This is a genomic window from Paenibacillus sp. NN59, from assembly GCF_057597225.1.
Map to the genome: position 1 here is coordinate 3,709,627 of NZ_CP199678.1, position 17,638 is coordinate 3,727,264.

Sequence of the window (17,638 nt, forward strand, 5' to 3'; positions counted from 1 at the left end):
AATTGAATAGGATCTTCGGGGTAGGGTGCAATTCCCAACCGGCGGTGATGTTCTTATAGAACCAGCCCGCGACTCGCTGTTTAGTTACCACCTGGCAGCGACTGACTTGGTGCGATTCCAAGGCCGACGGTATAGTCCGGATGAGAGAAGATCAACACAACGGCAAGCCGTATTTGGGAAGTCTTTTTCCCTGACGCCTTGTCTTTGAATGGTCCCCCGTTTATTTGGCGTACGCCAAGGACGGGGGATTTTGTCGATTTTGCCAACTGAAGATTCCGTGTTCTGACGAAGGAGTCCTGAATATGGAAAACACATCAACAGCATCAACGATTTATCGCAAGGAACGAAGCAACACCGGATTTTGGCTAGTTGTGCTAGGCGCAGCCCTCTGGGGTGTAGACCCCTTATTCCGCATCCTTTTGCTAAAAACGATGACTTCTACACAGATTGTTCTAATCGAACACATCATCGTCAGCCTTGTCGCGATTCCGGTATTATGGAAGTTCCGGGATGATCTGAAGAAACTGCGTGCACGTCACTGGATCGCTGTTATCTTCATTTCCTGGGGCGGATCAGCGCTGGCAACGGTATTATTCACTTTGGCGCTTACCCATAACGATCCCAATACGGTATTGTTGTTGCAAAAAATGCAACCACTCTTCGCAATTGTACTTGCGAAATTGTTATTAAAAGAAACATTGCCGCGTCACTTCGGCGGACTGTTCATCATTGCGCTGGCAGGAACATATCTGCTTACGTTTGGCTTCTCACTTCCGCTCGGCAACTGGAATAACTGGATTCATGCAGGTAGTCTGCTGTCTCTTGGTGCCGCAGCTTTGTGGGGTGGATCTACCGTTATGGGCCGGTTAATGCTTGGTCAAGCTCGTTATGAGACGGTCACCTCCCTTCGCTTCGTCGTTGCGCTTCCACTCCTGATCTTCATGACCTGGAATGAAGGTGCACCTTGGACACTCCCGGCTGGAACAGGGGCACAGGCTGCCGTTATCCTGAATATTCTTGGGCAGGCACTTTTACCAGGCTTGCTAAGTCTACTCTTGTATTACAAAGGGTTGTCTTCCACCAAAGCTTCTGTTGCAACCCTCGCAGAACTCAGTTTCCCGATGGCCGGCGTGCTTGTAAACTGGATTGCATTCCGTACGCTGATAACCTGGGAGCAATTGCTTGGCTTTATCCTGATCTGGATCGCACTATTCCTGATCTCCAAACAGCAGGAACGCTCTACACCGATCGCCGAGGCCGCACCCAAACTTCGCACGGAGTAATACATTTTCATCTGGTTCAAATAATATAAGCACTGTTTCACCTTAATGAGGTGAACAGTGCTTTTCTTCTGCCGTATTTCTTCTATTATGATGGATTGATGTTTTGTTTTTTGTCTGCCTAGGTGGTACGATGGCTTATGGAACTTGGAACAAGATATCCAACAGGAACTATTTTCAGAGAGGAACGATTACTAATGTCTTCATTCTCATATACCTCCTATGACTCTATAGGGCTCGCCGAACTGATTCGCTCCCGGGAAGTATCCCCGGTTGAACTGCTTGAAGCTGCCTATGCACGTCTGGAAGAAGTCAATCCACATCTCAATGCAGTCATTCGTACATATGAAACACGTGCTCGGCAGGAAGCCAGCATGGTTAGGCCTGGAGAACAGCCATTTGCAGGTGTGCCGTTGCTCCTCAAAGATATTTCTCAATCTTTGGAAGGTGAACTTCTTACCTCTGGCTCACGTCTGTTCAGCGAACATCGTGCTCTTCGCAACTCCAATTTCGTAACTCGTTTGCTCGAAGCAGGCTTTATTGTGATCGGACATACGAATACACCGGAATTCGGGTTGAAAAATATAACCGAGCCACGTCTACACGGGCCAACGCGCAATCCGTGGAATGTGAATCATTCCCCAGGCGGCTCAAGCGGCGGTGCCGCTGCCGCTGTAGCATCAGGCATCGTGCCGCTTGCTGGCGCAAGTGATGGCGGTGGTTCCATTCGAATTCCCGCTTCTTTCAGCGGTTTGTTTGGGCTGAAACCAACCCGCGGACGCACTCCCGTTGGTCCAGGTGTGGGAAGACAATGGCAAGGAGCCTCGATAGATTTTGCAGTATCTCGCTCCGTCAGAGACAGTGCTGCACTGCTGGATACGCTCCAGATTATCCAACCGGAAGCCGCATTTCATGCACCATTATTCCCAGGAAGTTACCTGACTGATATGAACTATCCGCATCAACGCAAATGGCGAATCGCTTATACGATGGATTCACCTGTCGGCACACCTGTCAGTGAAGATGCCAAAGAGGCTGTGATGAAATTAGTCCATTTCTTGGAATCTCAAGGGTATCATGTTGAAGAAAAGTTAAGTCCAGTCAATGGCGTACGCCTGATGGAAAACTATTACATGATGAACAGCGGCGAGATGGCCGCTATGATTTCATCCATGGAACATAGTATGGGTCGTTCTCTCACTGCAGATGATATGGAGATTGAGTCCTGGGTACTGGCTGAAGCGGGCAAAAAAGTATCTGCTGCTGAATTTGTTCATAGCTTGGCCGAATGGGACGTGGCGGCTGCGCAGATGTCTACGCTGTTTGAACGGTATGATTTTTACATCACACCTGTTAACGCTTTTCCCGCACCCCGGATTGGCGAACTGACGCCACATGCGGAGCAGATTCAACATCTGATGTCCGTCAGTGATCTCGATAAAACGGCGCAACAAGAGCTGATCTATGAGATGTTCAAGCCGAGCCTTAAGTACACCCCGTTCACGCAGCTTGCAAATCTGACAGGCCAACCTGCCATTAGTCTTCCTCTGCATTTAACTGCAGAAGGATTGCCAATGGGTGTTCAGGTTATGGCAACCAAAGGCCGTGAAGATTGGTTATTACATCTGGCGGGACAACTCGAATCAACAGAATTGTGGGTTGGCATGGAAGCGAATCCCATGTTCCCAACCTCGACAAAAGCTTAAAATACTTATAAAAGCGGAAAGAAGCCAGCAGAACATAACTGTATGGCTTTTTTTCAGTGGAACAGGAATCGCATCAGAGCAGAGAACCTGATGCGATTTGAATGATTCTTTAATTTAGTCCATGTGACTATCTTGGATGATAATTACAGTTGTTCATGTGACCATCTTTCTGACAATAGATTTCGGTTAACATAATAATGATGATGTAAATCAAAATCTCGGACTACTTCTCTACCGGATAAAATTTGCTTGTCATGTAAACCCTAATGTAGTGAAATAAATAACTTAGCGGGAGGGATCAGCGATGGGAATTTTAAGTGGAAATCCTAAAAACGAGCCCATGCATTATGGAGAAATCTATAGTGCATGGGAGTGCTCAATGGTAGCCAAAGGAGCTGTCTCTTGTTATCAGGCTTATATGAATCACGCAGGAGATAAAGATTTGAAGAAAATTTTAGAAGACTTGCTGGATCAGGCAAGACTGGAAATTAAAGAATGTGACGCCTTACTCACCGAGAACGGTATCACGCCCGCTCCGACTCTTCCAGAGAGACCCGTTGTGGCATTAGAGGACATTCCTCCTGGCGCAAGGTTTACTGATCCAGAGATCGGTGCCAAAATTGCAGCTGATAATGCTCTTGGATTAGTCGCCGCGAGTCAGACTATTGGCCAATCCATCCGCGAGGACATTGGTGCACTGTTTGCGAAGTATCACGTTACCAAAACGGCACTGGGTGTTCGAATTCTCCGTTTGAGTAAAGAAAAAGGATGGCTTATTCCTCCGCCGCTACAAGTGAAAAGGCCGGATGGCGAATAGTCCTGTGATATCAAACGAATTAAATAAAGACATTTAATAATGATTTAAACACACAACATTAAAGAAGCCGAGATGAGAATAATAACATATCCCTCTTCTCGGCCTCTTTTGTATTCAGAAATGAACTAGACTTTCTTATCTCCCGACTCGTAATTGAAGTATTCCACATCCACATACCCTTGTTCTCTTTCATAATTCAAGTTATATACTCCAACGCGATTTCCACGATAATGTCCCCATCCCAGTGGATAGACATCCCCAAAGGAAATAAATTTCTCGCCATCGAGACTATATTCATACCTGTTTTCACCGCGCAAGTTCCAAATGGATCTCAACCATAGGGTAGTCGCATCAGCATCAATAGATGGTCCCCATTCGATTGTACCTAATTGATTGAACTTCAATGCCCGAGATCCTTGCTGCTGATGAATACCAATCGTACAATAGGTTTGTCCAAAATGGCATAGACCCGCTTCCTGGTCATCCACCATTCCACTTAGATCATACTTGGCAGTCACTACGTTATGAGGCACACGATACGCCCGTTGGGAAAGAATGTTCGAAATTTTAAAGAAATCATTCTTCTCCGAGGGTACACTTGCATGCAAACGCAAATATCCTGGTCTCTCTGTTAAAGACCACATATCCGCTTTAGGTTGGTGGTTCCACCCCCAATGAGACTGCAGTACCCGGCTATTGAAATCATCATTCACGGTTAAGATCGTTTTGGGATAACCTTGAATTGGTTTTTTCCCTCCCCATACCATTTCTCCGACACCGTCACGGTCTGTATCCTCACCAATGATTGGCCAACCGTCAACCCACGTAACGGGAAGCAGGTGAAGAGTTCTGCCTTCAAAGTAACCACCGGCTCCCTGGTGACTAATGAAATACCACTCCCCAGACGGTGTTTGCACAAGTCCGCCTTGATTCGGTTCGCGGTCCACTTCCACACCATGCGTATGAATTAACTCTTTTTCTTCGTAAGGACCGTATAAATGCTCTGAACGGAGCATCATAACAATCCTTACCTCCTCACCATTTCTCGGTCGAACTTCACTGTGAAAAATGTAATAAAGACCGTTTATTTTGTAAAGCTTACTCGCTTCGCTACCTTTATATTGATGGATCACAACACCACTGTCATGCAAAATTTGTTTTCCATCGTCGCTAAGTTTAAACAGGTAAATATTATAATTGTCGGCAAAATTCGTAGCCACCAGATATCCTTGACCGTCATCATCCCAAAAAGGACAACAATCATCCCAACCAGAAGTCTCCCAACTATGATAAAGAGGCTCCCATGGGCCAGCAGGATCTGTAGCTGTGCTTACGAATAAACCCTCATCCGGTGTGAAAAAATACACCCAAAATTGATGGTCATGAAAACGGATCGCTCCCGCCCAGACTCCTCTTGCATAACGATTCATTCGATCATGCCGATATTCTGGCCCGATAACTGTCAAATCTTCTACAACATGACTAATTACATTCCAATTGACTAGATCTTTAGAGTGCAGAACAGCCATACCTGGTGAGCAATGTAATGTGGAAGAGATCGCATAGTAATCTTCCCCAACGCTTATCACATCTGGATCGCAGTAATCTCCAGGCAAGACCGGATTGACATAAGTACCGTCCCCTTGATCGCCCCATTTTCCTTCACTGGAAAGCAAAAAGTAATCTTTGTTCATCATTGTTTCCCTCTTTTCTGGGATGCAGTTGACCTAACTTTTTGATGATCTGATACATTACACTACGAATCTTGTAATCATCATATTACTTGAAAATTAATATATAAGATAGATAAAACATGATCCCGATTTTTCAGAGATCATGTTTTATGATGAAACCTTAGGCAACGTAGATTCAGAAGTAACCACCTGTTTAGCTTTAGAAGTTTATGTTCTTCACTTGATTTTGTTCCTTTGTTTACGAATACCTGTAATATGAAAGGCTGCTCTCTCCGAGGGGCTGCTCTCATCAGCTTGCTCCTTTTGCTCGTCTTGCTCCGTACTTGCAGCGGATGATGTTTTTTTGCGCTTGCGTTGCACGATGATATCACTTAAAGCAATTAGAGAAATCAACAGTAAACTAATAAAGAAACCTGGCCGGCTTAACCCATGAAAAAGAGTTCCAGTTATGGCCGTGCTGATCAGCACCAATCCAGTCCAGCGTTTTATCACATCTATGGTGCGAGATTTCAGCAACCGACCTGAGGAGAGCAAGATAAATAGCCAGTTATACATCAGCATTAACCCTGCAGCAGTAGTTACATATTCATAGACTTTTCCAGGAAGCAGTAGCGACATGATAATCGTACCAATCAAACCACAACCAATCAGACACAAGGCAAATAGAGGATATTTCTTCTTCCATTTCTGTGAGAATAACTTTGGCGCATCCCCCTCCTGTGCCAGTGTAATCATCATGGAGGTCACTGCATAGAGCGATGCGGTCATCGTAGAGAAACCGGCCACAATCAGAACACCGTTGAACAAATGTGGTACAAAAGCAAGGTGATCACTGCTCAGTGCAAGTACAAACGGACTTTCTTTCGGATTAAAAGCAGACAGCGGAACCATGGTTAGTGCAAGGCCAATGGAAACGACATAAACTGCAGACAGTGAAATAAGCATGACTTTGCCTGCTTTGGGTGCATCCTCCGGTTTTTCCAATCGATACGACATAATGCCGAGTACTTCAATACCTCCATACGCATAGAAAGCAAACAGGAATGCAGACCACAATCCTACTGTCCCTTTCGGGAAAATGGAAGCCATGTCCATCGGTACCTTATGTGCATATTTGGTGCCCCCAATCCAGCCGGCAAGTAAAGCAATCGCCAGAACCAAAAACATGATTATAGCTGCTATTTTAATGACTGCAAGTACATTCTCAACCCGGTCGAATCCCTTGTTTCCAAAAAACACAATACATAAACCGACGATTCCAAACCCCGCGGCAAAGATCCAGAGTGGCACGCTGGGAAACCAGAATCGTGAGAAGATAGAAAGTGCGGTCAACTGACTCCCCATAATGAGAAGCTCCGAAAACCAATAGACCCAACCACTCGCAAAACCTGCCCATGCGCCAAATGCCTTCTTCGCATAAGAACGAAATGATCCTTGCTCTGGATGGTCCGAAGTCATGCGTGCCAAAGCATCAAAAACAACGTATGTACCTAACGCAGCAAGTGCATAAGCAATTACTACAGCGGGTCCCCCGATGGTAATCGCTAGACTTGAACCGAGAAAATAACCTGTTCCTATGGTGCCCGCAACGCCCAACAAACTAAGTTGCCACCATTTCAATTTCTTTTCATCCGATGATTTGCCTGAAGCGTGACTCATTTCGTCAATCCTTTCCCTTTTGATAATCGTCGCAACAGGTAGCCTTCCCCAATTGGAGCAAAACATCTCCCTGAATATTTCTTCGAACCTCTCAGCATAATACACAGGTAAATTCAAACAAATAGGAGGCACCATCATGAACCAATATTCACAATCTCAACAGATTACGCAACTCGCTCAACAACTGACGCAACAAACACAACAAGCTTCTATGCAATATCAACAATTGCTGAGACAAGAACAAAGCAATGCTCAACAACTGGAACAACTGGCCCAGCGCGAGCAACAAGCGGCGCATATTATTCAAACCGCATTGCAAGGACATCAAACAGCCATTCAGCAATTGCAACAGATTTCTAACCTTGCTCAACAGCTTGCGAACACCTCTTCACAGCATGTATCCTACATCGATCAACCGTATAATACACCTAACACGACAATCCAAGGCCAAGGTCAGTCATTCGGCAATTTCTCCAACCAGCACCGCCAATAGGTTAGAAAATCAGTCATTCGCAAGAAATAAGGAGCTCAAAACTGAGCTCCTTATTGGCGTTTCAGCTAAAACTATTGAAGAAGAAAGACCCCAAAGGGTCTTCCTTTTGTTCATTTTTTTATTTTGTTTCTCTTATCAGAATCTGCACTGTTCAATCATTCTTCTTGTGAACTTAAGCATTTAAATCATTTGTACCTGGGCTATGTTCGTTTGGTAGCTCTGGCATATAAGGAAGCGGATGGCCCTGAGGTGGGTCAACAACTCTAAGCTCTCCCCCATTGCGGCTTGGTGTTTGACCGCTGAAAATTTCAGCTATTCGTGTATTATCCAAACGGAAGTTGAATTGTGCGTTGTGAAAGCCCATATCGACATATTTCCGGCACTCCGGATATTTGTTAATGTCATAATTCGGAATCGGGAATATTCCGCCCCAATCCACACCTAGTGTTTCCAGTGCTTTCGCAAATGCATTTTGATGGGCATTATCCCGAACGATCAGAAAGGCGAGCGTTTCACGAAACGCTTTATTGGTGCTCATCTCATATATTCTCGATTTTTGCAGAACACCAGTGGATTCAAGCACAATGTTATCCAACAGATTACTAATGAGATTTCCATGGTCATATACATAATTGCCAAGCCAAGGATTGCCAGCAGCGTCTACAGGCAAGGAACTCTGTGCTCCCATGATGTAATGATGCGGATTAGCATGTTTGATCGCTTCATCAAGTGGAGCACCGTCTACACCGGCATTTCCAACCCCATCTGCTCCAGCTCCGGTTAACAACTGGTTAATGGTCTGCTGTACAAGCTCGATATGGCTTAACTCCTCCAGAAACACGCCGCGGATCAAATCTCTATACTGTGTTGCTTTCCCCCGGAAATTGCTACTTTGGAAGAAAAACTGCATCATGGTACGCATTTCACCGAACTGACCACCGAGCGTTTCCTGTAGTACCTTGGCTGCCGCCGGATCGGGCTTGTCCGGTACAATCAGATTAATCAGGTCTTCACGATAGAAAAACATGGTAGTCCTCCATTCTAAAGTTGCTTGCGTTTCTAGTTTCCTGAGAATTTGTTGATTATATGTATTTTTATAATTAGTAATCTTTAGGGTACGACAATATTTACTTTTCATAAATGGACAGTCACCATTTTGCTTGCAGGCGATATCCTATAAGTAAAAGGAGGCTTACTGATGTCGCTATTGTTTTCTTCTACTGATATGGAAAATGGTGAGCTCCCACTGGATCTGTGGCAAAGGGATGCTTATCGTTTGTTCTCTGCCAAGATGAGTGACCGGGAGACCAGGTTCCCCTGCATTCCTGCAACCCAGGCATATGCACTGGGTCATCTTCGATATGGATTTGTCTTTCAGTCCAAACATCTTTCTCTTGCGGAGCAATTATCAGCAATTGTAACGGAATATGGAGCTTCTTCACGTTCCTTCGGGGATTTTTCATCACTAGTCATTTTTTTTGAAAAAGAAAAGGAAACAAAAGACGTGCTCACTTACGAACAATCATTCTGGAACCTGTTAAGTGAGATGCGAACTCTCGATACCCAATCATGGCCAGCAGATATCCCGGAAGACCCCGAGAATCCATTATGGGAGTACTGTTATAACGATGAACGGTATTTCGTTTATTGCGGTACACCAGCTCACATTTCAAGACAAAGTCGCCATTTTCCTTATCTCATGTTAGCTATGACGCCTCGCTGGGTCCTTGATTTATGGAATGAGCAGCCACAGCGGGCTGCAGCCATCGGGCCAAGAATTCGAGCGAGGCTTGCTGCCTATGACACGATTCCCGCACATCCTGAATTGAAGCAATACGGGGCAGAAGGAAATCTGGAGTATAAACAATATTTTCTACGAGATGATGACACTGCCCCATCCAAATGCCCTTTTCTACGCTCTTTGTTACAACAACCACAAGCAAAAGAATAACATCATCCGTATTCTAAACAAGCTCTCCTTCGAATAAGCTGTTATACGAGCCGAGGTGTGAGGAGAGCACTTCTTTTTATATCTCTTCCATGTGATGAGTTACATAGACTACTAGAGCAAACGTCTTTTTTAAGTGGACAAGCTTCTTTTCTTCCATCAACCCATCTCTCAGAAAGGAAATGATTATGGAGATTTATGTGAAATTTATCCTGATCGGGCTTGCTATTGCCATGCCGGTAGGCGCAATCACGGTAGAGATGACCAAGCAGGGACTGCGAAATGGATTCCTTCATGGCTGGGCGGTTGGTCTAGGTGGTATGACATTGGATATCGCTTTAATTATTGCTATGTATTTTGGATTTGCTACACTGTTATCCGTTCCATTCGTTCAGATTCCACTATGGTTGGTGGGTGCAGGATTTTTAGCTTATTTGGGATATGAGTCCATCCGTAATTCGGATATGAGCCTCATGACAACAGACGGAAAGACGTTTCCGACCAAGCCCTCTTTTTGGCGGACTTATCGTAATGGTTTATTGGTTGCGATCTCCCCGGGTAATCTGATGTTTTGGGTTTCTGTCTTTGGTGTTGTCTTATCCGACTCTTATCAATCGGCAGGCAAGCTCAGTTTTGTCATTGCGGCAATCGGGATATTATGTGGCATTCTGCTACATGATCTCGGTTTGCTCACCATCGTATCCATCACACGTAAAATGATGAGTCCCAGGATGGTACAGCTCGTTTCGAGCCTGGCCGGAGTTCTTCTAATTGGCTTTGCGTTCTACTTTTTATATAAGTTTGTTAGCGCATTGTGGCAAGTGCTTTTTTAAGAATAAGGCTCTTGATCCCTTCGTCATCTATCGTCCGACTCATTACATGTATTACTTACATTGTGATTAAAAAAAGCTGCCCTTTCATTGGGAAAGGAGCAGCTTTTTCTATTGACGTTCTTCTCAGAATGTGGAGGTTCGTTTATACGTTACTCGGAGTTGATTGGAGTGTGATTGTATGATTTATAGCGATGTAACAATGGAGCATATTTGACTTTACTATTATGAATTTTTCATATGTTGAAATTTTATAATTTTACTGTAAATCTAAATAATTCCTCCAGCTGTTCATCGACCTCGTACAGTAAGTTCATCAATTGATCTGCGTAAGGTCCGATTGAGGCTCTGCTGTCATTAAAATGGTTCCATTCTAGCGTAACCGGGACTGGCACATGCCATACTAACGCTTCCCAGAGGGTGTCCATACTTTCAAAATGAGCTGGTTGCAACGAAAATTCGGCCTGAAGTATGCGTTGCAGATCCTCCACGCTTCCTATTGCTTTCCCATCAATGATCACTTTCACTTTTTTCATGTTTCTGAGCTCCTGAATTCCGTCGATTTGATATAAACAGAGCACCTACCATGATCAAAATAGCCAACGACCACCAGAACGTCGACATTGCGTTATCATGATCTATAATAATTAAGCGAATCACCGCTGTGATTCCAATATAAATAAAGTAACGAAGAGGGAAATGAAAATTAGACTTAAAGTACTTCACAATTAAAGCGATAAACTCAAAGTACAAGAAGAAAACGAGTAACTCGGATAACATCTCATAGTAACTATCCTGACGAGTTACAAAGGACTGGTACACAATTTGTACGATATACCATGTCTCACTGATTAGAAGTGCGCTTAAAGCTAAGGCCAGAAAGAACAGGCAGATATTCAAAAGCGCTTGTAGAATGTGTGGTGTTTTTTGGAATTTAGTCATTAAATCTTTCATTTGTCATGTCCCCTATTTCAATTCTTGATGTCAACTAACTGTTGTTTCATATGTTTTCTTCCTCGAAAAAGATACGTTTTGGCCGTATTTTCCGGTATATCGTTCAATACACTGATATCTTTGACAGTCATTTCCAAATAGTACCGCTGATAGACGTAATGCCTCCATTTACCTGGAATCTGATGAAATGCATCATTGATCCGACGTTTGCGTTCGGAAGAAGTCTCGTTCTGAATCAGCCTTTCTTCAGGGCCAGGTTCATAGGACATTAGATCAGATATGGCATCCGGAGATCTATTTGAATCCTCCACATATAACGAAGTTGTGGCAAGAGTCTGTCTCTTTTTCTTGCGCAACACATCCAGGCATACATTTCTCCCAATGGTATAAATCCAGTTTACGACATTCTTTTGGCTGTTCATCTGTTCGATATGTGTATACACCCGCAGGAATGTCTCCTGCACGATATCATCTCGATCTTGCGGGTCCCGGAAATAGCGCGAAGCCAATCTCCATACCATCGATTGATAAGTGGCCATAAGTGACGTAAATGTCGATTGAGTTGCAAATAAAGTACCTCTCATAGGTTTGTCTATCAGGCTCATTCTGATTCCTCCACAGATGTAATTAAACCCCTTGTGTTTTTTTATCTGAATTTGAATATTTCATTCTAGTACTGTGGTTAGATTTTGGATTTCCTAAACCTCAACACAACACTATAATGTACTCCATCTTGATTCCTGAGAAACTGTCCTTGCATGCGGCTCATCATCCGGCTTATGATCCTTTCGCCCAGTCCGGTACTTTCCGGAGAAACCTCGGCAATTTTAATCGTATTGTCCAGTTGAATGTCAAACATCTCCGGACTAGAGTTGAATGTAATGCAGATTTCATCTTTGGATTCTGCATACTTCAACAGATTAGACAAAATATTATCAAAGACCCTCCCGAGTTCCTCCAAATTCACTGTGATATAGACTTGCGGCAGTTCACCAATAATGCGGACTTTGAATTCCTCCTGCCGCAAAATGGCCACCTGATCAGATATCAGATCATAAATAGCCTCCTGCACAGCTATGCTCTCAAGGTCAGCCTCTTGCTCTTTATCCAAAAGGAAATAATCAAACAAATTATCGGACAACTTTTTAAGTTGAATGGCTTTTCCATAGGCATTCGTGATGTAATGGCTATGTTCCGTCCCTTGGTCTCCGCGTTCTTTCTTGGCAAACTCCAAATACATGATCAAAGAGGTAAGCGGGGTCCGCATATCATGTGACATTTCGGTAACAAGGCTTCGGCTCTCCGCTTGCAAAGCTTCAATCGCATCCAATTTATCGAGAAAGGCTTTACGAAGTTCCTCAATACTCTCAGCGATCATCGCTATTTCATCATGGCCCCGAATCGTCATCTCATATTCCAGTTCTCCACCTTCAAGAATGTGGATCTCCTCGTGAATCTTTCTCAGGTAAGCGAGGCTTCGACGAATGCCCAGCAGGACAATCAACAGAAAAATCATCGTGGCGCTGAGTAGTTCCAGAGTAAAGGCAATATCGTAATATCGGGATGAGAAAAACCCGTCTACCGTTACTCTCCCCTCTCCATCACTAAACATGACAGGAAATGAGTGTTTCTGAGCATATAGCGTTTCCTGCTCTATCCCATATCCAGACTCATCTTCCGCTGCGTAATTCGAATCATATTGCAGTAGCTTGTCTTTGTAGATGGTGAGCATGATGTAGTTCTCTTTTTTCACCCATTCCCCAAATGCCTTTCGATCGGTTGAAGATAGATCATTCGTCTCAACATATTTGCTAAACTTTGCAATAGATTTAGACGATTCACTCTCATAGTACGCATCGGAATTAAGGTATCTGTCAATCAGCCCATTACTAACCTTCTGCATCGTCAAAAAAAACAGACCACTTACCGTAGCTGCCATCAAGATGATTAAGGCCAATTTTTTGGTCAGCGTAAATTTACGGTGTGCCAAAACGGTATCCTCTCCCCCATTCGGTAAGGATATAAACCGGGTGTGCCGGGTCATCCTCGATCTTTGCACGCAGTTTGCGAATATGCACCATTACGGTGTTGTTTGAACAATAAAAATACGGCTGTTCCCATACACTCTCGTAAATATTTTGAGCGGAAAATATTTTGCTTCGTTTGCTCATCAAGAGTTTCAGGATGCGATACTCCAGATCAGATAGCTTGAGCTGCTGTCCTTCTTTCGAGACCTCCTTAAAATGTTCATTGACTTTTAACTTGCCTCCAACCAGAAACGTATCTCCACTTTCCTTTTTCTCCTTATAAATCTTATATCTTCGCAATTGAGCGATAACACGGGCATGAAGCTCTTCTTCTGAAAATGGCTTTGTCATATAATCATCGCCACCTGCCAGAAGACCTTCTGTTTTGTCCAATGTGCTCGATTTGGCCGTTAGAAACAAAATGGGAACGTTGGAATACGTTCTAATCTGCTCACATGTTTCAATCCCCGACATCCCCGGCATCATGATATCCAAAATGACCAAGTCTAGCCCGTCATCTACAAGCTGCAGCGCACGCTGTCCGTCTCTGGCTCTTAATACCTCGTTGCCCGCTCTCGTAAGGGATTCTTCTAACAAATCACCAATATCCTGATCATCCTCGACAACTAATATCCGATGGGTCATGCCCTTCTCACCTCATGATTCCTGATGTTATTTACGGTGCCCTCAATATATATCGTCCTTCGGTAACACTTAAGTAATACGATAAATCATAAATCTTAACCATTTATGAACGCAATCATTTGTCATACATTTGTCACAAATCAAAAAAATGAAACGAACTTTCAGAAACTGTTAAGAATCGATAAGTATAGTTATCCAAGGTAAGGAAAGCATTTATACACACCAAGATTAGACCCGCTCAAGTTAAATATAAAAATGAATAGGAGAAATGTTATGAATGAGAAAAAAGAGAACCTTGCACAACCCCTGAGTCTGAATGAACGTGTCCATTTTCTAGATATCGTTCGCGGATTTGCTATGCTCGGCATTATTATCGTGAATTACTTTTTGATCGTAGACTCAGTGAAGGGATTTGATATGAATTCAAGCGATCTAGTCCATAACCTCGTTTCCACATTCGCCGAAGGAAAATTCATCACGCTATTTTCTTTTCTGTTTGGTGTTGGATTTATGATTTTTATGAACCGGGCTGTACAACGAGTGGAACATCCTAGAATGCTTTTTGCCCGCAGGTTATTAATTTTATTCTGTATTGGCTTATTGCACATCACCTTTATATGGGTTGGCGACATATTGACCTTTTACGCCGTAGCCGGATTTCTACTATTTGCGTTCTATGCTCGCACGCCTAAAACGATATTGCGATGGATTATTGCACTTATATTGATTCAATTTCTGACTCCTGTATTTATGATGTTCTATAATGCGATGAACACTGCATCCTCAAACATGCCAACTTATTTTGATTTCACATTAAACAGTCATACCAGCCTAACCTATTGGGACTCCTTGATAGCAAGATGGGCAGACATGGGCGTAATGGCGGCTAGTTCATTTTCTACAGTTTATTCCATGTTCCTGATGTTCCTGATCGGTATGTATTTTGTGAAGATGGACTTCTTCACGAATATGGAAGCAAAGCAATCGATCTGGAAGCGAATCTGGTTCATCAGCTTGGCTGCATTTATACTCACTCAGTTCAGCTCCATGGTGAATACACTTATTTCAGCTGAAAATACATTTTGGATGGAGCTATTCATGATTTTGGGTCAACAGGGGAACCTAACCGGAAGCATGTTTTATATGAGTAGCCTCGCGATGCTGTTTTTATATGTTCCTGCACTTCGAAAAGCGTTGATGGTATTTACCAAAGTTGGGCGTATGTCGCTGACCTGTTACCTCCTTCATTCCATTATGGGAACCGTACTTCTGCTTCCATATGCATTTGGATTGGCTAGTTCTATAAAACCTATTGGTACACTTATGCTTAGCATTGCTGTGTATGTTGTACTCGTCATTTTTGCCTCGCTGTGGTTAAAACACTTCAAGATCGGACCAATGGAGTCGATATGGCGCAAACTTACGTATGGTAAAGTTAACCGTGCTTCCAAAACAACTCCCGCTAACCTTGCCCAGCCATTGAACAGCAATTTGCGTCAATAACCGCTAATGAATTTAAGAATTTCGGATAAGTTCTACCCAACATCCCAAGTCCCTTCGGGGGCTTTTTTCTATTTTTCGAAAAGGCTTCTTCTATTGTGAATTTTTCATATGATGAAAATACAAAACAATTATAGAGATTAGACAGATTATTTTCTCTCTCCGTTGTTCCTCCATCAACTCTCCTTTAAACACAAAAAACTGCCTTTGTTGGGCAGTTTTTTGTGTTTAAATCGTTCACAACCAATTTTATATGATTAATGGAATTTATTAAAATTAACTCGAATTAGATACGGCCTGTCCAGTCGGATCCCGCTACTTCCTTCCAGCGTTCACGAATGGCATCATATAGCCCCTGCTCAAGCGGCCCCTTCGCCACCAGTTCGGCGTTTTGTAGCCAACGATCAGGTTTGACGGTTCCCACAATGGCGGTATCCACACCTTCAGTGCTCAGCGTAAAACGCAATGCAATTTCTACGACTCGCTCTGCATCCTCAGCCAAAAAGTCATATTTCAGTTCTTTTAACCGCTTCCAATAGTGATAAGCATAATCCTCTTCTGTCACCTTATCATACATCCAGGCTACATTGGCAATCGGTCTTTTGGCGATGATCCCCATATTTCTTTTTCGCGCCTCAGGCAAAGTCAGTTCAATCGCTTCCTGATCGGCAATATTCAATGATGTCTCCAAGCTATCAAATGCACCTGTCTGAATGGCGTATAGTGCATCTGTCGTATCTCCGCTATATCCGATAAAACGAGTTTTACCAGCTTCTTTCGCTCGTTGCAATACCTCGATTACCTCACCTTGCCGAAGTACTTCTTCCGAACAGCTGTGCAGATGCACGACATCCACATAATCTGTTCTTAAGCGTTTGAGGCTACGGTCAATGGTCTGTGCGAGCACCTTGGCATCCCAGTCGGGTCCATTCACACCAGCTGCATGTCCACATTTGGTGAACAGAAAATACTCCTGCCGGCGATGTCCCAGCACATCACCGATTTTCTCCTCACTGTCTCCATAACATTCCGCCGTATCAATCATATTCAAACCCGCATCCAAAGCACGATTCAGCAACAATTCTACGTCCGCTTTGGACGCATCCCGTATCTCAGAGCCGCCAAAACCAAGTGTACTGACTTTCATTCCGGTATTTCCGTAATTACGAAGTTCCATCATGATCCTCCTCCAAATCAGGTTGTCTCTTATGGCCTTTTCATGTCGTATCATATGTTATTACCCGTTTAGTCACGGGGCGGCACATTTTTTTAAACTTTTAAAAACCGTAGATAGACATGCCGCCATCCACCAATAAAGTCTGACCTGTGATATATCCGGCTGCCTCCGAAGCAAGAAAAACAACTGGCCCCACAACCTCTTGTAATTCACCTACACGTCCAAGCGGTGTGCGGTTAATAATTTCTTGCAAATACTGCGGATCATCAAGTAACTTCTCGGTCAGTGGAGTGCGGAAATACCAGGGTCCAACCGAGTTCACGCGAATACCGTATTTCCCCCACTCCAGCGCCAGCACCTTAGTCATATGGATTAAAGCCGCTTTGGTAGAACCATATACGACACCTGTTCGCAAGGCAGTATGTCCACCTACCGATGAGATGTTAATGATTGTCCCATCCCCATACTGCTTCATATGCTGACCTGCCAATTGTGAAGCGAAAAAAGCGGATTTAAGGTTTGTTTGCATAATCGTTTCCCACTGTTCCTCCGTTACTTCCAGCGCTGGCGTCCGAATGTTCATACCCGCATTGTTTACGAGAATATGAATTCGTCCCATCTCCGAAATGGCTTGCTGAAAAGTCTTTTCCAACTGCTCTTTAGAAGTGACATCTGCGCAGAGCGCCAAAGCTTTCCGGCCTGTCTGTTCATTAATCATTGTTGCTGTCTCTTCGATCTCCTTCATGGTTCGAGATACAAGCACGACATTACTCCCCGATTCCGCTAAACCGATGGCAAGCGCTTTTCCGATACCTCTGCCTGCCCCTGTGACTAGTGCTGTTTGTCCTTCCAGATGAAATGCTGGTACGATCATGTTAGACCTCCTTTGTTGTACTATAGGGTTCCAG

General features: G+C 43.8%; 17 protein-coding genes and 1 riboswitch. Of the genes, 7 read left to right on the forward strand and 10 right to left on the reverse strand.

Features of this window, described 5'->3' with window-relative positions; genetic code table 11:
• Window positions 1–7 precede the first annotated feature (7 nt).
• A riboswitch (FMN riboswitch) is annotated at window positions 8–156 on the forward strand.
• A 146-nt stretch (window positions 157–302) separates the two neighbouring features.
• From ACT89M_RS16275 to ACT89M_RS16285, 3 genes are all read left to right on the forward strand, one after another.
• Window positions 303–1,283 carry a DMT family transporter gene (locus ACT89M_RS16275; RefSeq protein ID WP_090916606.1) on the forward strand — a complete coding sequence of 327 codons (981 nt, stop codon included), beginning with the start codon at window positions 303–305 and terminating at the stop codon, window positions 1,281–1,283.
• A gap of 194 nt (window positions 1,284–1,477) precedes the next feature.
• A complete protein-coding gene (locus ACT89M_RS16280; RefSeq protein ID WP_154890643.1) occupies window positions 1,478–2,986 on the forward strand; it encodes an amidase in 1,509 nt (502 codons plus the stop codon).
• A 304-nt stretch (window positions 2,987–3,290) separates the two neighbouring features.
• On the forward strand, window positions 3,291–3,803 hold the full coding sequence (locus ACT89M_RS16285) for a DUF3231 family protein (RefSeq protein WP_154890413.1): 513 nt from the start codon (window positions 3,291–3,293) through the stop codon (window positions 3,801–3,803).
• Window positions 3,804–3,928: 125 nt separating this feature from the next.
• Here the strand turns inward: ACT89M_RS16285 and ACT89M_RS16290 are convergent, their stop codons facing one another.
• Both ACT89M_RS16290 and ACT89M_RS16295 read right to left on the reverse strand, forming a co-directional pair.
• Window positions 3,929–5,500, reverse strand: a complete 1,572-nt coding sequence (locus ACT89M_RS16290; protein WP_222592181.1) for a glycoside hydrolase family 43 protein — start codon at window positions 5,498–5,500, stop codon at window positions 3,929–3,931.
• Window positions 5,501–5,713: 213 nt separating this feature from the next.
• Window positions 5,714–7,156, reverse strand: coding sequence for an amino acid permease (locus ACT89M_RS16295; protein ID WP_154890414.1), 1,443 nt, complete (start codon window positions 7,154–7,156; stop codon window positions 5,714–5,716).
• A gap of 136 nt (window positions 7,157–7,292) precedes the next feature.
• On the opposite strand from ACT89M_RS16295, the gene ACT89M_RS16300 reads away from it, so the two are divergent.
• On the forward strand, window positions 7,293–7,649 hold the full coding sequence (locus ACT89M_RS16300) for an AMP-dependent synthetase and ligase (protein WP_154890415.1): 357 nt from the start codon (window positions 7,293–7,295) through the stop codon (window positions 7,647–7,649).
• 172 nt (window positions 7,650–7,821) lie between these two features.
• Here ACT89M_RS16300 and ACT89M_RS16305 read toward each other — a convergent pair whose 3' ends face one another.
• Window positions 7,822–8,676 (reverse strand): manganese catalase family protein, encoded by an 855-nt coding sequence (locus tag ACT89M_RS16305; RefSeq protein ID WP_253494244.1) that lies wholly within the window; start codon window positions 8,674–8,676, stop codon window positions 7,822–7,824.
• 171 nt (window positions 8,677–8,847) lie between these two features.
• Between ACT89M_RS16305 and ACT89M_RS16310 the strand changes: the two genes are divergently transcribed.
• Together ACT89M_RS16310 and ACT89M_RS16315 are read left to right on the forward strand one after the other, a co-directional pair.
• Window positions 8,848–9,600, forward strand: coding sequence for a YqcI/YcgG family protein (locus tag ACT89M_RS16310; RefSeq protein WP_154890417.1), 753 nt, complete (start codon window positions 8,848–8,850; stop codon window positions 9,598–9,600).
• A gap of 185 nt (window positions 9,601–9,785) precedes the next feature.
• Window positions 9,786–10,430, forward strand: a complete 645-nt coding sequence (locus ACT89M_RS16315; RefSeq protein ID WP_308722005.1) for a LysE family translocator — start codon at window positions 9,786–9,788, stop codon at window positions 10,428–10,430.
• 248 nt (window positions 10,431–10,678) lie between these two features.
• Here ACT89M_RS16315 and ACT89M_RS16320 read toward each other — a convergent pair whose 3' ends face one another.
• The 5 genes from ACT89M_RS16320 to ACT89M_RS16340 form a co-directional block, all read right to left on the reverse strand.
• Window positions 10,679–10,963, reverse strand: a complete 285-nt coding sequence (locus ACT89M_RS16320) for a barstar family protein (protein ID WP_308721680.1) — start codon at window positions 10,961–10,963, stop codon at window positions 10,679–10,681.
• Window positions 10,938–11,381, reverse strand: a complete 444-nt coding sequence (gene psiE / locus ACT89M_RS16325) for a phosphate-starvation-inducible protein PsiE (protein WP_154890419.1) — start codon at window positions 11,379–11,381, stop codon at window positions 10,938–10,940. The genes ACT89M_RS16320 and psiE overlap by 26 nt, the downstream gene beginning before the upstream one ends.
• 17 nt (window positions 11,382–11,398) lie before the next feature.
• The gene (locus tag ACT89M_RS16330) at window positions 11,399–11,965 is read right to left on the reverse strand and encodes an RNA polymerase sigma factor (protein ID WP_487344754.1); all 567 of its coding nucleotides are present in this window, start codon (window positions 11,963–11,965) and stop codon (window positions 11,399–11,401) included.
• Window positions 11,966–12,063: 98 nt separating this feature from the next.
• Window positions 12,064–13,371 carry a HAMP domain-containing sensor histidine kinase gene (locus ACT89M_RS16335; protein WP_308721678.1) on the reverse strand — a complete coding sequence of 436 codons (1,308 nt, stop codon included), beginning with the start codon at window positions 13,369–13,371 and terminating at the stop codon, window positions 12,064–12,066.
• Entirely contained in the window at window positions 13,358–14,053 is a 696-nt protein-coding gene (locus ACT89M_RS16340; RefSeq protein ID WP_308721677.1) for a response regulator transcription factor, read from the reverse strand. Before ACT89M_RS16340 ends, ACT89M_RS16335 begins: the two co-directional genes overlap by 14 nt.
• Window positions 14,054–14,326: 273 nt before the next feature.
• Here ACT89M_RS16340 and ACT89M_RS16345 point away from each other — a divergent pair, with 273 nt between their 5' ends.
• A complete protein-coding gene (locus ACT89M_RS16345) occupies window positions 14,327–15,556 on the forward strand; it encodes a DUF418 domain-containing protein (RefSeq protein WP_308721676.1) in 1,230 nt (409 codons plus the stop codon).
• A 283-nt stretch (window positions 15,557–15,839) separates the two neighbouring features.
• On the opposite strand, the gene ACT89M_RS16350 is transcribed toward ACT89M_RS16345, so the two are convergent.
• Window positions 15,840–16,730, reverse strand: coding sequence for an aldo/keto reductase (locus ACT89M_RS16350; RefSeq protein WP_090916631.1), 891 nt, complete (start codon window positions 16,728–16,730; stop codon window positions 15,840–15,842).
• A gap of 100 nt (window positions 16,731–16,830) precedes the next feature.
• Window positions 16,831–17,604, reverse strand: a complete 774-nt coding sequence (locus ACT89M_RS16355) for an SDR family NAD(P)-dependent oxidoreductase (RefSeq protein WP_154890423.1) — start codon at window positions 17,602–17,604, stop codon at window positions 16,831–16,833.
• Window positions 17,605–17,638: the final 34 nt, after the last annotated feature.